Annotated in this window: 16 protein-coding genes; 3 read left to right on the plus strand and 13 right to left on the minus strand. The window is 48.0% G+C overall.

All coding sequences use genetic code 11. The annotated features are described in order from the left end of the window. Positions 1-1226, minus strand: a 1226-nt coding sequence (locus tag ACSHWX_RS02690) for a HAMP domain-containing protein (protein ID WP_435666643.1), incomplete at its 3' end; no start/stop codon positions are given. A 502-nt stretch (positions 1227-1728) separates the two neighbouring features. Here ACSHWX_RS02690 and ACSHWX_RS02695 point away from each other — a divergent pair. Then, positions 1729-2178, plus strand: coding sequence for a plasmid mobilization protein (locus tag ACSHWX_RS02695; protein WP_435666644.1), 450 nt, complete (start codon positions 1729-1731; stop codon positions 2176-2178). Further along, entirely contained in the window at positions 2175-3473 is a 1299-nt protein-coding gene (locus ACSHWX_RS02700) for a relaxase/mobilization nuclease domain-containing protein (RefSeq protein ID WP_435666645.1), read from the plus strand. Before ACSHWX_RS02695 ends, ACSHWX_RS02700 begins: the two co-directional genes overlap by 4 nt. 212 nt (positions 3474-3685) lie before the next feature. Here the strand turns inward: ACSHWX_RS02700 and ACSHWX_RS02705 are convergent, their stop codons facing one another. The 10 genes from ACSHWX_RS02705 to ACSHWX_RS02750 form a co-directional block, all read right to left on the minus strand. After that, complete coding sequence (locus ACSHWX_RS02705; protein ID WP_435666646.1) at positions 3686-5542, minus strand: UvrD-helicase domain-containing protein; 1857 nt, start codon at positions 5540-5542, stop codon at positions 3686-3688. Then, positions 5539-7503: an ATP-dependent nuclease gene (locus ACSHWX_RS02710; RefSeq protein WP_435666647.1), complete on the minus strand. Its 1965-nt coding sequence runs from the start codon at positions 7501-7503 to the stop codon at positions 5539-5541. Before ACSHWX_RS02710 ends, ACSHWX_RS02705 begins: the two co-directional genes overlap by 4 nt. Before the next feature lie 14 nt (positions 7504-7517). After that, positions 7518-10748, minus strand: a complete 3231-nt coding sequence (locus ACSHWX_RS02715) for a type I restriction endonuclease subunit R (RefSeq protein ID WP_435666648.1) — start codon at positions 10746-10748, stop codon at positions 7518-7520. Positions 10749-10752: 4 nt separating this feature from the next. After that, the gene (locus ACSHWX_RS02720) at positions 10753-11898 is read right to left on the minus strand and encodes a restriction endonuclease subunit S (RefSeq protein WP_435666649.1); all 1146 of its coding nucleotides are present in this window, start codon (positions 11896-11898) and stop codon (positions 10753-10755) included. Next, positions 11895-13901 carry an N-6 DNA methylase gene (locus ACSHWX_RS02725; RefSeq protein ID WP_435666650.1) on the minus strand — a complete coding sequence of 669 codons (2007 nt, stop codon included), beginning with the start codon at positions 13899-13901 and terminating at the stop codon, positions 11895-11897. The genes ACSHWX_RS02720 and ACSHWX_RS02725 overlap by 4 nt, the downstream gene beginning before the upstream one ends. A 955-nt stretch (positions 13902-14856) precedes the next feature. Continuing rightward, positions 14857-15510 carry a hypothetical protein gene (locus tag ACSHWX_RS02730; protein ID WP_435666651.1) on the minus strand — a complete coding sequence of 218 codons (654 nt, stop codon included), beginning with the start codon at positions 15508-15510 and terminating at the stop codon, positions 14857-14859. After that, positions 15507-18647 (minus strand): HsdM family class I SAM-dependent methyltransferase, encoded by a 3141-nt coding sequence (locus ACSHWX_RS02735; protein ID WP_435666652.1) that lies wholly within the window; start codon positions 18645-18647, stop codon positions 15507-15509. The genes ACSHWX_RS02730 and ACSHWX_RS02735 overlap by 4 nt, the downstream gene beginning before the upstream one ends. After that, positions 18644-18898, minus strand: coding sequence for a helix-turn-helix domain-containing protein (locus tag ACSHWX_RS02740; RefSeq protein WP_435666653.1), 255 nt, complete (start codon positions 18896-18898; stop codon positions 18644-18646). The genes ACSHWX_RS02735 and ACSHWX_RS02740 overlap by 4 nt, the downstream gene beginning before the upstream one ends. 133 nt (positions 18899-19031) lie before the next feature. After that, the gene (locus tag ACSHWX_RS02745; protein ID WP_435666654.1) at positions 19032-19811 is read right to left on the minus strand and encodes a hypothetical protein; all 780 of its coding nucleotides are present in this window, start codon (positions 19809-19811) and stop codon (positions 19032-19034) included. Then, positions 19812-20168, minus strand: a complete 357-nt coding sequence (locus ACSHWX_RS02750) for a hypothetical protein (protein WP_435666655.1) — start codon at positions 20166-20168, stop codon at positions 19812-19814. 177 nt (positions 20169-20345) lie between these two features. Here ACSHWX_RS02750 and ACSHWX_RS02755 point away from each other — a divergent pair, with 177 nt between their 5' ends. Beyond that, positions 20346-20924, plus strand: coding sequence for a recombinase family protein (locus ACSHWX_RS02755; protein ID WP_435666656.1), 579 nt, complete (start codon positions 20346-20348; stop codon positions 20922-20924). Positions 20925-20929: 5 nt separating this feature from the next. Here the strand turns inward: ACSHWX_RS02755 and ACSHWX_RS02760 are convergent, their stop codons facing one another. Both ACSHWX_RS02760 and ACSHWX_RS02765 read right to left on the minus strand, forming a co-directional pair. Next, a complete protein-coding gene (locus ACSHWX_RS02760; protein ID WP_435666657.1) occupies positions 20930-21229 on the minus strand; it encodes a type II toxin-antitoxin system RelE/ParE family toxin in 300 nt (99 codons plus the stop codon). Continuing rightward, positions 21222-21395: a hypothetical protein gene (locus tag ACSHWX_RS02765; RefSeq protein WP_435666658.1), complete on the minus strand. Its 174-nt coding sequence runs from the start codon at positions 21393-21395 to the stop codon at positions 21222-21224. The genes ACSHWX_RS02760 and ACSHWX_RS02765 overlap by 8 nt, the downstream gene beginning before the upstream one ends. Positions 21396-21397 lie beyond the last annotated feature (2 nt).

Consider the following 21397-nt stretch of genomic DNA (forward strand, 5'->3'; position numbering starts at 1 on the left):
GTAAAGTCACCCGCCACCGCTGCATCGACCACCGCGCCAAACGCCTGCTGCAAATCCTGCATCATCTTGGCCCGCTCCGATGTCCGCTCGCGCTCTGCGATCTTTTCTTCTTCGGTCATTTGGTTCACCCGAAGACCGTTCTCACGGAACACTTCAACCGCACGGGCCATCTCGCCGAGTTCGTTCGTGCGGGATGTGAACGGGACGTCCGTCGCAAGTTCGCCACCCGCAAGGGTGCGCATAACGGTGGTAATCTTTTTCAACGGCTGGATAATCGTCCACCCAATTGCAAAGTTGGCCAACAGAGTTAAAAGCAATGCCGCACCAATCACCGCCAAAATGAACATCCGAGCGTTTTCTGTCACCTGTTCCAGATTTTCGCGGGCGGCTGCGCCCTTTATGTCCGCGTCTGCGATGACCACTGATAACTCGTTCGCCATGCTTTGATAAAGCGCATCAAGTTGGACTTGTAGATCGATGTAACGCGCTTTGGCCCCAGCATATTCGTCAAATCCAATATTGTAGAACTCGAGCAATTCTGCCAGTGCGATGCGTTCCAGTGGATCAACTTTTTCTTTTTGTGCGCCACGCAAAACTTTTTTGATTTGCTTATCCACGCCCAATATATTGCGGTCGCCGCCTTCAATAACAAAGTTGCGTTCAGCAAGGCGCATGCGCGTATATTCAAGGTTCACCAAGTTTGATTTGAACGGCTTGATCTTTTTCGCAACTTCTTTATCTGCTTGGGTAAAATCGTAATAAAATCCGCTATCAGCCTTTGGCGAAATTTCAATACTCGTTTCCACCAACACGTCAAATAGTCGACGATATTCAGCCAGTTGGCCCTTGAGCCGTTCGATGTTTTCCGCAATGGAGCTTTCGCCGACTTGGCTCGAAAGTACATCAAGAAGTGCCGCTGCGTTTTCGCTTTCGCTGCGCTGTTGCTCTGCAATAGCCAAGTCATCACGAAGAATAAAATCTTTTTCAAACTGACGGACTGCAAGGTTGCTCCTGCCCACGGCTTGGGCCAGCTGCTGGACCTTCGCAAAGTGCCGTTCGCCTTCGATTTCTGCGGTCTTTTGCTGTTCGGATAGTACAAACATCACGCCAACGGCGGCAATCAACAATGCACCGAGCATCGAGTTTGCCGCGATCCTCGTAGAAATTTTAAGTGATTTTAAAAATTCAAAGTTTGGCTTGAAATTTAACGCTCGTGGGAACTTCATGCGGAACACTCCTCAACACATTGTTCGAAATGTTAACGTTAATTGGTTTCTAATTGGTTTCTAACTCGCCGATCATAGACAAGCCAAATCGCAGCCAAAGCCATCTTGTTGCGTAAAGAGGATTATGAAAGTTTCAAGTTTGGCCGAATTCAAACGAAGTGCGGCAATGCTATGCGGGTCGGAAAGGTCGCCAAAAAGTTACTGATTCTTGTGTTTGAAAAACAGAACCAACTGCGGGAATGGGAAATGTTTATCATTTGAACGACATGCAGACGTTTGGCGTTTCTCCAACAAACAGTCGTAAGCCATGAAGTACGGAAAATATATCAAATATAAAAAAAATGGTGCACCGGGGCGAAGAAACCTCGAACACGGTTCTGGAAGCGCTTGAGGAATGGAATGACTATCTAAAGACCGTAAATGTTGACTTAGACGACAGCATTACGAGACCTGAAAATCGGCAACAAGCTCGGCCACGTATCCAACGTAAGGGGCCGTCACTATGAGGAAAGTTGAAGGTTTCCCTGTTGTTGCATCAATTGGCTCGGACTTTACTAATTCATCCGCGCGACCACCAAAGCCAAAGAAAAAGCAACCTCGCATTACATTTCGAGTAACAGATGAGGAAATGGCAAAACTTACTCATTTGTCCGCGGGTATGTCCTTAAGCGCTTATGTACGTGATTGCCTATTTGGCAAAGATGCAGCACCACGAAAAGTACGCAGCCGGTTGCCAATCAAAGATCAGAAAGCTCTAGGTCGAGTTCTCTTTACGCTTGGACAAACTCGTATAGCCAACAACCTCAATCAAATTGCCTATGAAGCTCATTGCGGCTCGTTATTGCTTGATGTGCAAACAGATGAACAACTGAATGAAGCGTGTCAGCACATAAAGGACATGCGCTCTGAACTAGTTAAGGCGCTTGGTGTTGGTGACGGCATAGCGCCATGATTCTGAAAGGCAGTGAACGAGGCGGCGCAATTCAGATGGCGCGACACCTTGAAAACACGCTCGACAATGAAATTGTCACCGTGCATCAGATACGAGGCTTCGTTTCTGATACAGTCGCCGGTGCTTTATCAGAGGCGTACGCGATTAGTCAGGGAACAAAGTGCAGAAACTTCATTTTCTCGCTCAGCCTTAGTCCGCCCGAAACTGAAAAGGTCCCTGTTGGGATATTCGAGAAAGCTGTTTCAGACATTGAAAACAAGCTCGGATTGGCTGGCCAACCTTGTGTGATTGTGTTCCACGAAAAAGAAGGTCGTCGCCATGCCCATTGCGTTTGGTCACGCATTGATGGGAACGCCATGAAGGCAATCAACATTTCACATTACAAGCTCAAGCTGCGAGATATTTCACGCGAGCTGTATCTCGAGCACAATTGGCAAATGCCACAAGGCTTGATGAATAGTGAGGAACGCGATCCTCTCAACTATTCCTATGAAGAATATCAGCAAGCCAAACGCGCAAAGGCTAATCCAAAAATCATCAAACAAACATTTCAGGATTGTTGGGCCGTTTCTGACAACGTGATCACGTTTGGCAATGCATTGGAAGAGCGTGGCTACTATTTGGCAAGAGGCGATCGACGCGGCTTTGTCGCCGTTGACTGGCGCGGAGAGGTTTATGCCATTTCGAAATGGGTTGGCGTTCGCACCAAGGAAGTGCAAGTCAGACTTGGTGATCCAAACAAACTAAACTCTATCGACAAAACCAATCGAAAATTGGCAACTAAATTCACGGCCAAGCTTCGACAGTACGCAGAACAAGAAGTCAGCCGACACAACGACGACGCAACGGCCATTGTTAAAAGGCGCCAAAGCCTGACGGCTTTCCACAAACAAAAACGCTATGAGCTAGAAACTCTACAGGAAGAGCGGCGCATTGCAGAAACCAAACAACGAGTTTCCAAATTGCCGAAGGGCCTAAAAGCACTCTGGTTTCGCCTTACGGGAAAATACGCCAAAATCAAAAGCCAAATTGAAAAGGAAGAACGCAATTCAGCTACGCGGTCATCAAACGATATTCAAAAACTGATCGAACAGCAGTTAGCTGAGCGGCGCATACTTCAACATGAAATTAAGCGAGAACGTCAACGTCACACACTAGCTTTCAAAAAACTCAATCGAGATATTGGAAAAGCTCTGAATGCAACTCCGGACGAGCAAGAACCATTCAACAATAGAGAAAACACACGAAATCAAGCGCATAGAAGCGCTCGCCGCCGCACGTTAGATTACAGTTGAATGTTTCGATTTTGTAAACGAGATCGAGATTCAAAAACTCCAAATTAGGTAGAATACCGTTTTCCTGTTTCTTGATCATTCCAATAATGAACCTGTCATTGACGCGCTGGTCATTTGCGAGCATTCACAGGTCCAACGTGAACAGTTTCTAAAGCAAGATTGAAGCTGCTTCATCATTGTTCTGTTGTCTTTCAAAGGACGAAATTTTGAGTTCATTTCTTTAAGAACTTTACTCCAGATTTTTGAAGTTTGTCGGCAAAGTCTTTCACATTGCGAGAGCCTCTGGAGTCTTTTGCGAAAGAAAACCTTATTTTTTCTCTAGCCCGTGACAATGCGACAAAAAAGACATTCACATCATCGTCGTTACCCCAAAATGCATCGTCATTGAACTCCAAGAATATGACGGTGTGGTATTCTAATCCTTTGCTTTTATGGATCGTCATCAGCCGAACGCTGTCGTCCCCTTCCATATTTGAAATGCAGTTTTCCCATGTGGCTGTTTCGCTCGTGCATTCTTGCAGAAACTCTTTGAAGCCTGAAATTGCATCCAACAGTCTGTCACCGCTACCATATTCTCTGTAGGCGCGTCTGAACTCATTTGGCGTAGCTTCCGCTAAAATCGCGTCTGTGAGTTCGTCGACGGAGACTTCGTTTGGTTCGCGATTTCCTATAAAGGAGCTGACGCCTTCAATCAAAGCTCTCACTATTATCAATGAATCACTGTGCCCACGATCGGTGTTGATATCAATTCCTCTGATGTCAGCAACTATGTCCCTACAGGCCTGAAAAGGGTTGCCTACTCTAACATTGGTCGCAAGTTTCAAAACGGCAAAGAGAAACTCATAAATTCGTTCTTTCACTAGGTCTTGAATGGCTATCCCGCCAACAGTTCTTGCTTCATTCCGTATCTTGATATCTTTATTCTCAAAATCCGCGCGAATTCGATTTTCAACATCGTCGACTCTTATTCTCGCCAAGATAACAATGTCGGACGGCTTCATATTTTCGTTCTGAGCCAACTCATTCTCTATGAATTCAGCTAAGTGACGTCCTTCATCGTCTCTTGTCTCGAAGACCCATCCTTCGGTCGCATCTTCAGGTACTGGATCGTCTTTTCGCGCCGCTTCAGTTTCAACGTAGTCGTCGTCAAATGTTTCGGCTAAAGAATTAATTAGGTCCACTATCGCTTTATTTGAACGAAAATTGAAAAGCAGGCGATCGCTCTCAGCATTAAAATCATACTCGTAACGATCAAAAATATCCGCCTTGGCTCCGGCCCAACGCATGATGGCCTGGTTTGAATCTCCTACTGCTGTTATAACGGCTTCAGAATTTAGGAACGCCGCTTTGACCAAATCATATTGTTGATCGGTGACATCTTGAAATTCATCGAGGAACACTTGCGTATAAGTATTTTGTAACGCAGATTTTATCGTTTCTTCACGCCTTATTATATAAGCCGCAAGAAGCATTATCATATCAAAAGTAATATTTGATCGCACCGCACTTAGATTGTGGTTCCACCATAAACGACGTATTTTCTGTTGGTTGGTGGTCGCATCTTCAAGTGTTGTTTCGGGTACCCGCTCGTGAACAATTTTGGCCAATTGGGCGTTATTAAAGCCGCGGATGGATGGAACATCAGCGCTGTATGCGTTTCCAAAATCATCCCAAATATCTCGATTGGGAAATATGACGCGATAATCACTTGAAGGCTGGAATTCTGTAGGCAAGGCTTCACGAAACTGATCGACTATCCTTTTTGCAAAAGAATGAAGGGTCAAAGACTCGAAGCGTGCAGCTAGCTCCGGCGAGCATCTTTTTTCTACTCGATTTTGTAGATTACGAGCAGCATCAACTTTGAACGATATTGCGAGAATCCTTTTCGGGACGGGACAAACCCCAGTAGTCAAAAGATACATTGCCCTTTGAGCCAGCAGTTCAGTTTTCCCCGCTCCCGGTCCAGCTAAGATGGAGGCAGAGGCATTTGCTGTCGCTATTTCTAGAGCTTTTCCCTCCAAGCTAATTCCGGGAGAAGGCTGCCAATCTTGAGGTTTAACGATTGTCATTCTGCGTCACCACCCGGCTTGCGAGCGGGAGCGGCCAGTAACATTTTGGCTTGCTCTACGAGTGCTTTAAGCGGTTCGGGACAATCATCTATTATGTTCTGATCGGATAATTGCCCTAGTGCATTGTAGTGCGACGCTGGCTTTGCTCGGGATTTGAAGAGGTTTTTATAGGCGTGCAACTCTTCATTGAAAAAAGGCTGGCCAATCCGATTGAGTTCGACATCCCCAAGTCCCTTCTCGCCAAAAACTGATACTGAAATTTTGGCAATGTCGTCCTTGGCTGGATCAAATTTTTTCGTTGGCTTATAGGCAGCAGGAAAGGCCTTGATCATCATCATGTCGAGGTCGAGATATGTGGAATAGTAAACACCATGCTGGCGAAGCCATTCAGTCCAACCACCCACAGTAGTGCCGTCTATTCCGTCATTTGATGGGATTTGAACGCTCGGATCTGATGGGAAACCAGCGTCAGCGAGCCACTTCGCGGCATTCACTATGCGCCCCATACCCCCACCGTGCCGACCAAGATCGAAATCCAGAAGCGTCAAATACGGAATGTTTAAGCCCGTCGCCAGTTTCCACAAATGCTGCGCATGCCTGCCACCGATTGGGACGAACGCGATAAAAGACGGATCAAGAGGAGTGCCCAGAGCTTGGGCAATTCGCGGCACTACAATTCTCTCGCTATCACCTTCCCCGATAATAATCAGTCTAGCAAAATAGATTTCCGGGTTTGCAAGGATTGCTTGCGTAACAAATTTGTCTTCGTCAGACCCCAATTCGGGTAGCGGTATTTCACGAATGTCAGAGATTAACGTCTGCCGGCAATTTCTCACATACCTAACATTCCTTGGTGCTATCCGCGTTAAAATGCTCGTCGAATGACTGGTAACAAATGACTGAGCGTCACCCTCCTTGTTGAGTTTTTCCAGCAAGGAAATAAGCCGCGGAAGATAGAAAGGTGACAGATGATTTTCTGGTTCCTCCAAAGCAAAAATCGTCAGTGGCGGGGGCGAGAAATCAAGGGTTTTAAAGCCGTCGAGTTCTCCTGGAGTTGCCGCTTGCATTTTCCAAATTAGGTTATGTAGCGTCGCAGAAAGTGCGAAGTACAGAAGTGATACCTGCCCTTCACTTAGCTCTTCAAGTTGTCTCTGACCGCCGCCTGGTGATTTCTCAAATCGTAAAGTTAGCTCCCGAATGAGTTGTTCAAATTCGGTGGCAACCACACTCACGATCGGATCGGCATCATAATGCCCATCATGGAGAGCGCCCCAGAAAGACTTCAAGTCATCTCTTACCGAACCAACTGCTTTTTCGGAATTCAGACTGGCTTCTAAGTCCTTAGCGAATTTTTGTGATTTGTCTCTTGTCGCCTGATCCCAATCCGCTGAACGTTCAATTCGTTTCAGCACGTTCTTTAGGGCGTGTCGGGTTACCCCAAGAGAGTCGCGGTGCGCAGGAATATAAACAAGTTCCGCGAACTGGGTTGCGCGCCCACGAAGCGGTGTTTTGCGCTCATCATCAGGCCCAAAAGGTACCTGATCGAGAGTCCTGATGGTGTAAATCTTTACCTCGATATCATCTTCAAACGACTCGGAGCGTTTATAGAGGCATTCGAGTGCTATTCGAACCTTGAGCGACTTGTCCTTCGCATTGAAGAATATGTCGTTGAAAACGTGTGGTATCGCATCGGGGTTTGTGAATCCAAATACAACATCGATCACTACTTCTCGTTCATCAATGCTCTGGCTGTCCTCACCATAACCGAAATGGACATCTGCCTTTTGAATTCGGCGTTCAGCTGCGATGGGAGAGAAAAGTCTTTTTAGAGCCTCTAGTACGGCTGATTTTCCAGCGCCATTGTCTCCTACTAGGCCCGTCACGCCAGGGTTGATACAAGTATTTGCGGCCTCGTTTCCAAAGCACCTGAAATTTCTGATAGAGAGAGACTCAATGTGCATAGAATGAAGTATCCTTAAATGTATAGTGACGAGACGGTACTACCTGCGTCCCGATTTGATCTAGAAATCCGATTTTCAAAGTAGCCAAATATTTGATCTGTTTTTCTTACTAAATCTTCACCGGTATACTGCTCCACCGGCAGGCCCGTGCGGTCATCATAAAGATAATCGTATATTGATTGCCGGAAGCGGTCGCGGGTCGAGGTTTTCGAGAAAATATCCTGCACATCTCGCATTTGCTTTTCGAGTTCCTGCAAAAGAGAAACTGCAACGGACTTAATTTTCTTGATGTCGGGCTTCGATAGGTCGGGTTTTAGTAACATGTCAAAAACCGCGAGTTGCTGTTCCGTATCCAAGCCCTCCTTGACGTGGCGTTTCTCTTCTTCCGACATCTCAGCGGTTAACCGCATCAATGCCTCAAACGTGGCTTCAATCGTATTTTTATCTTTTTCCTTGTTGTAATCTCGAACAATCTCGTCGAAACGCTCTTGGAAATCAGTACGTAAAGGATTCTGCTCCAGCATTTTCCGGAGCCGGTTTTCGACCACTGTCCTGACGTCCTGCACGTCAGATCGTTTGGTCTCGCTTTTCGCAAACTCTTTCCGCAATAAGTCAAAGTTGATCTTGGATATGTCGAAGACCTTGTCGTCAGAATCGACATCAGCCTTCACATCGATCGCATCACTGACGATCGTGTTTAATTTTTGGATTACCTCTGAAGTGTCCGCACTTTCACGATCGTCTTGAAGGGTCTTATAGACGAAGCTGATCGCTTCAGCGTCAGCGCGGAAAACTTGAACGCCCTTAAACGTCAGGCAGGCTTTGTATTTTCTAAAGGCGGAGCGTGCAGAAATCTCAAACTTCTTGCGGCTTTCATCATCGATATTCACGGCTTCCTTGGCATTTAACAGTGCCTTATTGCGTGCGAAACCGGTTGCTGCCTTTAATTTTGCGAGATCAAAGCCATTATCATCCAATTGGCTACGAACAAACTCTATCGCTTCTGCCAGTTCTTCCAGAAGTTCTTCTTCGGGATGCAACGGATCATTTTCGGTGCCTCCTTCGCCATCGAGGCCACCTTCGCCAGTATGCCCCGCAAAGGTCGACAATGCTTTTCGAAGGTTCTTCAAAATCCCGCAGTAGTCTACAATCAAACCATTGTTCTTGCCTTCATGCACACGGTTTGCACGGGCGATTGCCTGCATCAGCGTGTGCGCTTGCAACGGCTTGTCGAGGTAGAGCGTCGAGAGCGAAGGTACGTCAAAGCCCGTTAGCCACATGGCACATACAATAACCACGCGGAACGGATGCTCTTCGCGTTTATAAGCGGACTCAACGTCAAGACGCTTCCCGTCTTCGAGAAGGAAACCTTCCCGCATCAGTTTACGGTGAGGTAGAATATCTAGGTCCCACTTACGAAACTTGTCGACTTCACCTTGCTCATCACTAATCACGACTGCCATTTCGGTTTCGCGCATCCATGCAAGTTGGCGCTCTCGAACCAATTGATCTTGATCGTCTTTCGCCGTTGGAAGGTCGGCTTCCAACTCCGTAATTCTAGCCTTCCAAGCCTCAAGGAAGTAGCTATGCATGCGAACCGCGGTGATCTTGTCGATCGCGACGAACATCGCCTTTCCGGTTTCCCAGTTGGTCGAATAATGCTCTGCGAAATCGGTCGCGATATGCTTCAGACGCTTCTCGGCTGTGACTACATGATATTCGCGCTTGAGCTCGTTCTCTAATTTCGCAGCCACGTCCGCATCGCTTATTTCAGCCTCTGCTATGGCACTGGCGAGCTTCTCATTCAACCCTTCCGCAGACAGTCCGAGCTTGTCACCACGCGCGTCGTAGTAGAGCGGAAGCGTGGCATTATCCTCGATGGCTCGCTGAAAGTCATAGGTGGATATGTAACCACCAAAGACGCGCTGCGTGATTTCATCGCTTGTGAAGAGCGGGGTTCCGGTAAAGCCAATGAAGCTGGCGTTCGGCAGGGCGTCCCGCATGTTCATCGCCAGCGTACCGTACTGCGTGCGGTGCGCTTCGTCGGTCATGACGATGATATTTTCCCTATCGGAATAGGCCTCACCGCCTTTTATCTCTTTGTTGAACTTCTGGATCAGCGAGAAAACAAATGCTTTCTGCTGGCCAAGTAAGTTCTTCAGTTCGTCACCGCTATCCGCGCGGCATGGGTCTTTGTCATTGTTGGCCAGACCAACACCGGCGAAGGTGTCGTAAATTTGCTTGTCCAGATCGGCACGGTCGGTCAGCACGAGGAAAGTGAAATCACCGCCCAGCTTGCGCCGTACTTTCTGCGCGAACAGTGCCATAGAATAAGACTTGCCGGACCCTTGCGTGTGCCAGAACACACCAAGTTTCCCATCACGTTCCTTGCGTTCGATCACCGATTGAAGCGCGCGATTAACCCCAAGATATTGGTGGTTCCGCGCAACGATTTTGGCCAGTTTTCCAGTGCTGTCATCAAACAGAATGAAGTTCTCAAAGATGTCGAGGAAGTTGGCCTTGGTGCAGATACCTTTCACAAGGGTCTCCATCTGCACGACGCCTTTTTCGCCCTCGGCTAGGCGTTTCCAATCACTGAAGTGTTCGTACTTGGCGCTGATCGATCCGACCTTGGCTTCGATCCCATTCCCCAGCACCACAAAGGCGTTGAAGTGGAAGAGCTGCGGAATCGTGTCCATGTAGTCTTTGAAGTTGTCGTCATATGCGCGGCGCAGTGATTTGTCGGGGCGTTTCAGCTCCACGAACATCAAGGGCAGGCCGTTGACGAAACCGATGATGTCGGGGCGGCGGCGGTGGCCATTGGGGCCGCTCACCCACATCTCACGCACGCATAGGAAATTGTTGTTGTCGGGGTTGGCGTAGTCGAAGACCTTCAATCGCGCCTTCTTGATCTCACCGTTCTTCTTGTAACTGGCGACCACCCCATCGCGGATCAGCTCATATTTCTCGCTGTTGGTCTGAACGGTAGATTGAAAGGCCAGCGTGTCGGTGATCTGGCGCAGGGCGTAGGTGTAGGCCTCATCAGGCAAGCCAGGGTTCAGGCGGATCAGCGCTTCCCCCAAATGACGGGTTAGCACTACCTCTCGGTCGGACTTGCGGCCAAGCGTTCCCTCTGGCCCAAAGGTCTCGGTGTTGAACCCGAAGACAGTGTCCCAGCCGAGTTCGTCCTGCAAATACTCTGCGAGAGTGGCTTGGGCTAATTGGTCTTCGGTATAATCATTCATGTTTTCAAATTTCTAATCTGCCGTCCATTAAACGAGGAAGAAGCAGATCACGTGCTTCTGCTAAACGGAGGCTTTGCGCCTCCAGCCGTTCGATCTGTTCGTATATTGGCTGAATGTAATCAGTAAAATCATTCAGAATACTCTCGCTAGGCCAAATGGTGGGCAGCCTTTGCAAGTCCTTCGGATAAACATGCGGCTGAGCTGCCCCCTTTTGCATAGCATGTATTTGTGGAGCATTTTGCAGTAAGAGTTGGTGAATGAAATGAATTCTCGGGTTTGTGGAGCCTGCGATGAATGAGCAGTCGGATGCCCAGATATCTGTGAAGTAGATTCCAACGTGGCCAGCGTTTGCGCCGGATGCACTAATTGTAATCACGGGGCCTTTCACATTGGGAGTATCGTGAAAATATGCGGGCTTTAGGCCGCCTGCGACGACAGGCACTCTCCCGAAATTTACATCCCTTTTTGTGATATTTCGACCCTTTTTAATCTCAACTCGATCCCCAAGTGCTACTTCGTCCCACTCTTCCGGCACACCGTTGACGATCATGACGTGCTCGTGGCCGGGAAAGCGGAAATGGACAAACCATTCGCGATACAAAAGCCGTGCAGCTTCTTCTAACAACGCAATCCGCCGTCGGTTGTTTTGGATCAGGTCGTCGTATGCAGCAAGGCAACCGGCAATTCTCTTCTGATATTCAACAGGAGGGGTGGGTATGTCGAACGAAAGGATTTTCGCCAGACTTAGATTATCCTGGGTAGCCCCCTTGGAGACGCTTCGAAAATGCGATTTCATCAAATCGAGAGCGTGTTTGACAAATCTTAGATCGGCTTTTTCATTGTCGGGGATGAACCCAACAATGCTATCAGGAAAACACGCAGGGAAATTTAGAACGGCAGTCTTCGCAGTATTTTCCCCCGCAATGGTCATGCAAAGAGTTTCTTCTGTCCAAATCTTGCTTTGTTCCAATCCTTTATCATTGTAAGTTTGATTGTAGGACTCGATGTAATAGTTTGCGGATGCAATATCAGCAGTCTGGACAAACGGATAATCTCCCCCATAGAGGGAAGGGTCATTGCGTGGCCTATGCCTCGAACGTCCGCGTCCGACACTTCCAAGTTCATCGAGTTTCGCCGTAGCCCAATTCATGCGATCAACTCTTTAAGATTACGGGAAATCTTCGCCGCTAAATCTACCGCTTCGAGGTTTAGCCCTTCGATCTCAATATGAATGTCGCGCAAGGCTTCCTCAAAATCGAAATCCTCGTCCTCTTCCTCTGGGGCAACGCCAACATAGCGGCCAGGCGTCAAACTCCAGTCGTTGTCCTGCAGTTCATCGCGGTCGACCAGCTTAGTCAGCCCCTCAACGTCGCACAACTCGGCCTCAGGAAACCGGATTTGCAACCATTCCGCGTGGGTTTGGAAATACCGCGCCAGTTTCAGGTGCTCTGTCACCTCATGCCGCGCCGCGTCCAGTTCGTTCAAGCGCTTCTTGCCCTCGGTGGGTTTCGTTCCATTGGCCACATCGGCCTGATGCACACGGGTCGCCAGTTTGTAGAGGTGGTCGATTTCCTTGACTAAGGCCTTAGCCTGATCTGCAACCAGCCCGAATGCAGCGCTAGAGGCTTTGAGCCCGTCATTGTCGCGTGGGGCTTCTTCCCAATGCGCGGTGCGCGCCTCGGTTGCACCTGCGCTGAGCGCGGCGACATCAGTCGTCACGATCGCAGCCAGCTTGTGCAGTTCCTCGTCATCATGCGCTCCGGTCACGGCTTTCAGAGCCTTTTCGAACCCGGCGAAATCGCAGGCCTGCATTTGTGTAAAGGCGGTTTCCAGATAGTCCTGCACTAACGTCAGAAAGCGGTCGGCCTGCCCGCGATACAGCCACACGATGCTAGCCAGGTTCTGCTGCTGCTCAGGCGTAAAGTCGCAAATCTTACGCGTCACCTTGCGGTAGACATTGCGCGCATCGATCATCAGCACCTTGTCTTTGAGGTGCTCGGGTTTGCCCTTGTCAAAAAACCACAGTTCGCAGGGCACCGTACGGGTGTAGAAAAAATTGCTGCGAATAGCCACCATGACATCCACATCGCCGGTTTTGATCATCGCCTCGCGCACCTTGGCCTCACCGCCGCCAGCAGAAGAGCACTGCGATGACATGACGATGCCAGCACGACCGGTTTCTGACAGGTAGGCGTGGAAGAACGACATCCAGACGTAGTTGCCGTTGGACACCTTGCCGCCTTTGTTCACCCCAGGCAGGCCGAATTCCAGACGGTCGTCATTCTTGATTTTCTCTGCGTCAATCTCATCCACATTGAAGGGCGGATTGGCCATGACGAAATCAAACGGCCCTTTGTCCTTGTGCGGGTCGTCGTAGTAGGAAATCGCCTTGCTGATATCGCCCTCAAGCCCATGAACCGCCAGGTTCATCTTGGCGAGGCGGATCGTCGTCGGGTTCTTTTCCATCCCGTAGAAGGTCACACGGTCGCTTGGGTTAGCTTTCATCTTCTCGATGAAATGGGCGGACTGCACGAACATGCCGCCAGAGCCGCATGCGGGGTCGATGATCTTGCCGTGGTCGGGCTCGATCACGTTGACCAGAGTTTGGACGATGGAAACAGGCGTGAAGAATTCGCCGCCATCGTGGGCTTTCTGGTCGGCAAACTGCGTCAGGAAGTATTCGTAAATGCGCCCGAACACGTCACCATCTGCTTTTTGAAGCGCAGGATCGTTGAAGGTGCGCAAGAGCCGACCAAGATCGTCGTCGCCTAGTTCTTGGTATTCGGATTTGGGCAAGGCGCCATCAAGGGACTGGTAATCAGTTTCAATGCTTTCCATTGCAGCGATAACCGCACCGGCGCGATCCCCTCCGTCAGGGATAGCAACTAGGTGATCGAATTGCGCTTCGGGCCTCAAGAAGATTGAGCCGCGCTGCGAAAAGTCTTCTTTTGTGAGCCGGCGCGTGACGCCGCCGCGCGAAGGAAGTGATGCCTTGATGTCATCCTGGACGCGCAGGAAGCGGCTGTAGGCATGGCGCAGGAATATGAGTCCCATAACAGGCAGGAAGTATTCGTTGCTGGCGAAGTTGGAGTTAGCACGAAGGTGGTCAGCCACTGACCAAAGTCGTTTTTCAATTTCGCCTACGTGATCCATATTCCACTTTCTTTTCAGTATTTTCAGCCGCAGTATCAAATTGGATTTCGTTAAATATCAATAGTATTGATGCCACAGGTTGAGGCGGCATTAAAGGGAATTTGTGCTTTAATGCATAGGTTTAGCATACTGGTCGTGCCTGTACTATTGATAGCGCGCACGATTCTAACAGCTCATCCGTTTCAAGGTTTTTGATTTGCCCCCTAGTTAGTGATTTTTATGAGGAAGTGATTTCTCCTTCCGTATTGGCATTGCCCTAAAGGCATAGTCGCGCTGAAGGCGTCTCCATGAAGTGGGCTTTGGGGTTTTCAGGGGAGCAGGAACGCTCCCTTGAATGGTGGTGCAGCGACTAAACGATTGCGAGTGATTAATCGGTGATACGATTTACTGGCATGAATGAAACTGGGCCAATCTCTCATTGGTACTGATGTAGTGAATGCCACAGGCCAGAGGGATACAACGGGAGAGCGCTAGCGTCTCCCTTGTCAAGTGGTGATGCCTGACCCGCAGGGTTCAGACAAACGAAGTTTGTCTGACAACACACATCTTGCGAAGCGTCTTAGACTGTACTTCTTCTAACTTTTCACCTTAGGCGGCGGTTCATGAACCTTGCCACATGCGCCAGATTTGCATCTTGATAAAGAATCGACTGACCAAACTATCTTCCTTCGCGCTAAGGCTTGAAGCGCCAAATAGGAATTCCAGTCTTCCTCTAGTTCCTCAACAATCATGTTGGTAAACTCTAGTCTTCCTAACGTGTCGGGAAGGCCTGTAGAATGATGGGACACACCGGACACGCGTAGTTCTCGGTGGAAGCAAGCATCAAGAAACTGGTTGAGATACAAAGAGCGGAACGCATCGGTGTAGGGCTAGGCACAAGGTTTAAAGTTAGTATTCAAGCAAATCAATGATGTGACGGCAATCCGACATCAGAAAACTTGGACGAGTTTGTGGACTAAATTGGTGTATGGCCGGCCGCAAAAATGTGATGTATCTGGAAAATGTCCTGTGAATATTCACGTGAATGATGCGTTTCTTTCACCCCGTTGTTATGAGGAGAAATGGAAGAAGAAGCCAATTCTCCGGGGAAGGTCATTCCCAATTCTTTAAATCTCTTTTTCAAGATTCCGCCAACATTCCCTATTGCCACAGTAACTTTGCCGTCGAGGACATAGGCGAGCATTCCACCATGTTTGACATTCTTTGCGTACTGCCCTCGGACAAAACGGAGCATGCCGTGAGTGACATATTCAGCGGTGTACGGGCGGCGCTTGCCATCAGCCTGAACGACGTTGAGGCGTTTGCATTCAAGACAAAAATAAATGTCCTCTCGTGGCACTGTCGGTGAGAAGGTAATATCCATACGCCCCTGATCCTCTCCGGCATTGGGTTCCAACTCGACGGTTTGAATATCAATGCGAAATGGTAGCTTGGCACTATCCCTGTTTTGACGAAGTCGGCGGCATAGCTCCTCCGTTGTTGGATCCTCGCGTGCATCAGACGCTAGAGGCGGCATCGTCTTCCATGTCTCCAGAACTAGATTTAGAACGTCGGGTACGAGCGTATCAATCAGACCTATCCACTCGTCAGGTGCACCAATAATGTTCATGCATTCTCCTTTCGAGAATGCATGAGAATGGTTCCAGCAACTTCATCTGCATCGTTAAGGGCGGTTGTTTGAGTCCAGTGCCTTTGCGCGAGGGGTTTGACGATATAAAGTCGATTGCTATCAAAAACCATAATCCCCCGAATAGGGTCAATTATTAGCTGCTTCCGAGGGACGGCTCTTCGTAAGCGATCTAAAGATTGAAGAATATTTTTGTCAGGCAAAATCATTGGTTCCTTATGCTGTGGTTTTGGAACTTTCTCCAAAACCACAATGCCGATACCTAGAGCATCTGATCGATCCACGGCTCCTCGAACAGCACTATCGGCCCCCTTCGCCCAAATGTTGAGCATGTTGCAAAGTCGATCCTTGTAGGCTTGTTGGCCTTCCGTGGTAGTATGGCTGACGGTCGGGACTGGCATCCTATTCTGAGTTGGCTGAATGCTAGTAGTAATGACGTTAAGTGTGTCCTCGATTAGAACTTTTTCCAAAGGCTGAATGTCGAAATACTCTTCAACAAGCGGCTCGATCTTTGCGTTAGCCATTTCGATGGAAGGCGAGTGTTTTAGGAAGTTTTCACTTGCTCGCTTTGATGCCGTATCTACGATTGATGCAACTTCATTTATGATTTCTAGGCCGCGATTCTGGTCCAGCGTTTTGCCTGGAAACGGAAATGGCAAGCGCATCAGTTCAGTGACATGAACCTCTTCATGAAACATAGATCGATTATGAGATGTGTGGAACGCAATATATTTTGCCAGCCGCGAGCGTAAGTATGCAGCTAGAAATATCAAAAAATTGCGGTCTTTCTTAGGCCCATGAATGCCTCGAATGGAATGCTGGAAACAAACAGGAAAATCCGCATATACAACCCAATTAAATCCTTTTGGTATCAGAACGTGAGGCGCTTCAAATATTTTGGTGTTCGTATTTGATTTTTGCCGCAGGCGTTTGACTTTTGAAGTCAGCTTTTCACAGTCCTCTGCCAGCAAAAACAGGTCTACACCCCGCTTTGTTGCTCCACTTGCGTTCAAAAATTTTGTCGTAGGTAATTCGACTGTCTTTGCCTTATCCGGATCGTCGTTTTCCCCCAATGGCTGGAAGCCTTCAGCCATAAACCAAGGCTTGCTGCAGTCCTTGTCCCGTGATTGTCGAACATGGTCGCGCAAACGAGGGTACAGGTAGAGTCTGTCAAGAAAACGTATATCGCGCTGCGAGCCCCAAAAGCTACGGGTCCATGTTTGGGGACCATCCAACCCATCGAGATCGTCTATGAGTTCCTTGAGGGAAATTTCGTCTCTGTCTAGTGGTGATACCGGTATCACCTCAGCTTGTGTGGTTATCCAATCTGCCTTCGGAGTCCAATACTTGACACGGTGCTCTTCAGTCGTTGGAGGAACGCATTGATAGTTTACAACAATTGCGGGGTGTCGAGCTTCGTTGAAGAGAAATTTGCGTAGGTCGGCAAGGTTTACGACACGATGCAAGGTGTGCTGAATCATCCAAGCCTTTTGGAATTTTTTGGCGGTTGGACCGTGATTCAGCAACACGCCATGCGGTAAGATGAAGCAGACATGCCCACTTTGCGAAACATGTTCCCCAGCCTTCCAAATGAACGCATTTGCGATTTGGTTGTCTGGAAGAGGCTTGTTTTGTTCTCTGCACCATTTATCCGCTGGCGTTCCTTTTTTTGCAATGCTGCCCCATGGTGGGTTTCCAATGACGAGGTCAACATTGTTGAAGTTCTTTTCAAGTTCAGCAATTGAGCTGAAATCTTCAAAGAAATCACTACAATACAGGTTTCCACTTGGCGATCTGGTTCCCCCTATCGCCTGAACTACAAGGCGCGGAAGCGCGCGCCCCTTCTTTTGCAGCTCTTGAATGTTCCTGGGTGCCAATTGATCGAGATACGCCAAATAGAGACTGAACGCGGTAATACGACAGGCTGTTGGGTTTATATCCACACCGAACAGGCTATTTTGCAGCAGGTGCATCAGCTCCCTTGCGCGACGATCATTGCGCGCTTTTGGATTGGCTTGCTTCCATTCTTCCGCTAACCGATTGAACAAACCGACGAGGAATATTCCCGATCCACAGGCTGGATCAAGAAATTTTTTGCCAATCAAAGAACCCTGTTGTTCAAGAGCTGCATCCAAAACGATTTCTGCGAGAAACCTTGGTGTGTAGAAAGCGCCCTTCTGCTGATCTTCCGCCTTTAGAAAGTGCTCATAAATGGCACTTATGGTTTCAATAGGGATAAATTTAAAGTCGTAAGGCCAAAAGGGAAGCTGTCCGGTGCGAACTTTCGTTCCATGGAAAAAGTCATTTAGAATTTCGACGTGTTTGTTCGTAATCTTTCGGGCCTCGACCTCCAAATCGTCGCTGAACAAGTCGCCGTTGAAATCCGTTCCGAGTTTTTGAAAGAGTTTATACAGCGCGGCCTTGGCGTCTCTTACCGGTTGTATCTTCAACACGTCCCGCAGGTGTTTCAGCCCTTCAAACCCGAGTTCATTCAAGTAATTTTCGCCGATCACCCCGCGATCAAATAGATAGCAAGCAAAAACCAACCGGCAAAGCAAAGCGTCGAGTACGCCAGATTCAATGTTCCGCTGCGTATTTTGATCGAGTAATTCTCGGGCATCTTTCAGATTACCCAGTAGGTCATGATCAACGCGGTGATCCGGATTGAACGCAGAAGAATACCGACGAAAAAATTCTCCTGACTCCACTGAGACAAGAAAGTTGCTGAGCTCCGATGCCACGCGATCCAGCGTAACAACAAGTGACTGCGGGTTATTCTGAGATTCCTCACTGGGCGCGGGTCGAGACATACCGGAATATACATGCACTTGGTCGTCCGAAATCAGAACGAGTACTGGTGCACTCCCATGATTCCAGAACTGCCGATGCAGCCGAATTACTTCATCGCCCCCTATTGAATTCACGCGTTTAAAGTAGATGAGCGGTGTGTTCTCAGAACAAAGTATGCCGTCCAATTCCAGCAGCTCGAAGGCATGTCGTAGCACATGAGATTGCGGCACTGACACCCCGAGATCGCCTGTTCCCGAGAAGAAATTAGGGCAGCTTTGGTGGTCAATGCCAAAGTCTTTTTGCCAGCTTTTCTTGGTGTCAGTGGTCATCGGAGACGTCTCCTGACCCGCATACCATCCGGCATGTCATTTGAGCCGAGCTGATAGGCCCACTTCGAAGACAATTTGACGGACACAATTGGATAACCCTGACGTTTAAGGAAAAGCACGTCCCGATAGATTGTAGGAATTGAAACATTTAGCTTTTCGGCAAGAGCATCAGAGGAGTAGGTGCCCGATTTCACAAGAACCAGAATGTCCTCATGCCTTTTCGAAATTGCAACTGCCCGATCATACCTCATAGAAAGCCCCCATTGCTTTCGAATCTATCCAATTATGATAGACTTGAAGCCACAACCATTCAAGGCTAATTCGAGAACACTCCCCCGATTGACGATTAAACTGTCAAGCATTTCATAGGCAAATGCAATTTTTCTATTGAGTGAACTCAGACGCGTTTATCGCTGTATTTACAAATGGTTCAACGAGTGGACTTGCGGGTTTCGCAAACTCAGAGGTGAGATTTAACGCATCTGCGGGCGGCTTATAATCGGGCATGTGCTGAGCTACTTCCTCTGGCATAAAGTCTTCAAGATCAGCGGATAGTTCGTCAAGCCGCTCTTGTGTGACCCCCTCTTTGCTTGCCTCTTCTCGTGCGGCGTCAGTCAATTCTTCGAACTCATGGATTCTATGTCGCGCATCCAAGACATTTTCTTGCTCTGCTTTCAACGAGCCGCGTTCTTTCAGCGCATCTAAGAAGCTATCTACTGGTCGGTGGTCAGCCGCAAAATTATCATATGCGTATTCATCATCACTAACTTCACTTCCCCACTCGTCATAAGCTTGGCTACGTTCAGCGTTCAAGAAGACACGTCTACCATCATCCATGATGTTCGCGTGTTCCCAATGTGGGGCAAGCCTGTTCTCAACGGCGAGCATACGTTTTGCAATGTCGTCAAGCAGCGCTTGGTTTTCGATCAGCGCTGCTGTCGATGCTTCGTGATAGGTATCAAGTTTGGTATTGAATAGTTTGATTTGGTCGCTTGTTGCAGTTGTGGTTTCAATCGCCGCCGCCAAAATATCGTCATCAAGTTTTCGTTCGCTATCGACACGCTGTTTTGCTTCTTGACGCGCTTTGACAAACCACTTCTGCTGTCGAAGCCAATCAGATTGGCTTCGTTCTTTATGCTTGAACTGGTCTATGAGTTGTATCAATTATTCTCCACATTCCTTACTTACCAAAATATATAAAAGCGCCGCTGGTTGCCTTGTTGGGTGCTTTGCAAAAAAAGCATCAATTAACGGCCATCTATCAATCTCACCGCCTAACCAACTAGTGATACAACGAAGTCCTTCACTATCTTTATTTCCGTTTCTCCATCTTGCATATGCCAATCCATCTACTATTCCTGTAACATAACTCACCTGCTGATCTGAGGTCATTTCATTGACGACAAAGCCAGCATCTAAATTCTTTGCAGACGCATCTTTAGCAACCCCAAATAAACCTAGAAGTATTATGGCAGCAACTTGTTTATATTTACTTAATTTAAACCATTTTGTAATGGACATATATGACCGTTTTTGTCATATTTTACTTTGTAAGTCTTGATTTGTTATAATATTGATATGATATAAGAATTTCAATAGCTTGGCTAAAAGCACATTTCCATCGAAACTCGCAGACAAAAGAGGTCATTTATGTGACATGCGTGAGCATGTTTGATTTTTACTAAGGTATTGAAATATATGAAACTTGGTTATCTTCGCGTCAGCACAGAGGAACAAAACCCTGACCGTCAAATTGACGCGCTCAAGTCAATTTGTGACGAACTATATATCGAGAAGTTCAGTGCGAAGACCCAAAATAGGCCAATATTCAAGTCAGTACTGAGCAAATTACGCAAAGGAGACACTTTGGTTGTCCTGTCAATTGACAGAGCATTCCGCTCCACTGTTGATGCGATCAACCAGGCGGATCGACTTCGCTCGTTAGGAATTGAGTTCCAAATCGTAAATATGGCGATGGACACAAGTACCGCTGATGGCAAATTGGCCTATACTATTATGGCAGCGGTTGCCCAACATGAAAGCGACCGCATTTCTGAGCGGACAAAACAGGGCATTAGGGCCGCGCGAAAGCGCGGCGCGATTTTGGGCAGGCCAAGAAAGCTTTCTGCCGCCGATGTTCGCAGCATAAAGATAAAGCTGGATATGGGTGAAACAAGCCTAAGTGAGATCGCAAACGAATTTGGTGTCCACCCCCGCAGTATCCAACGTGCTATAACAAGAAATAGAAAGCTTCATCAGCCGTCAGAGCTAACTTAACTCAGCTACCGATCAAGGTGGCGGTCAAAATCCATCATGAGGTGCAAAACCCTCACAATAAAAATACCGTCGTCGGTCTTTTGAAAGAACAATGTATGTTCCCCAACATTATACCGTTGAAAGCTGGCCCCATTTTTTGTTGTGTATGATCTGCCCATTGCAGGGAATCTGGCAACCGTACTTGCGGATTGGTCTATAGCGACACGATAAGCGCGGGTTTGATGTTCACCAAAGTTGAGATAGGTGTATTCAGCAATGCTGTCTAAATCCTGCGCGGCAAGTTTTGAATAGGTGTAATTAGCCATTCTGTAGACGAGCAATCGCGCTTTCAAAGATTTCTTCAGTGGTGCGTTGGCTTGCACCGCTATTCAAGCCCTCTTCAAGGGCTGAATCCAACGCAACAGGACTAGCAATGGCGTTTGGCCATGCTTCTTGTTTGTCTTGCTCTGCTAGATCAGTTTTTTTGCTCATAT

The organism is Maritalea sp., assembly GCF_051251695.1.
Taxonomy (GTDB): Bacteria; Pseudomonadota; Alphaproteobacteria; order Rhizobiales; family Devosiaceae; genus Maritalea.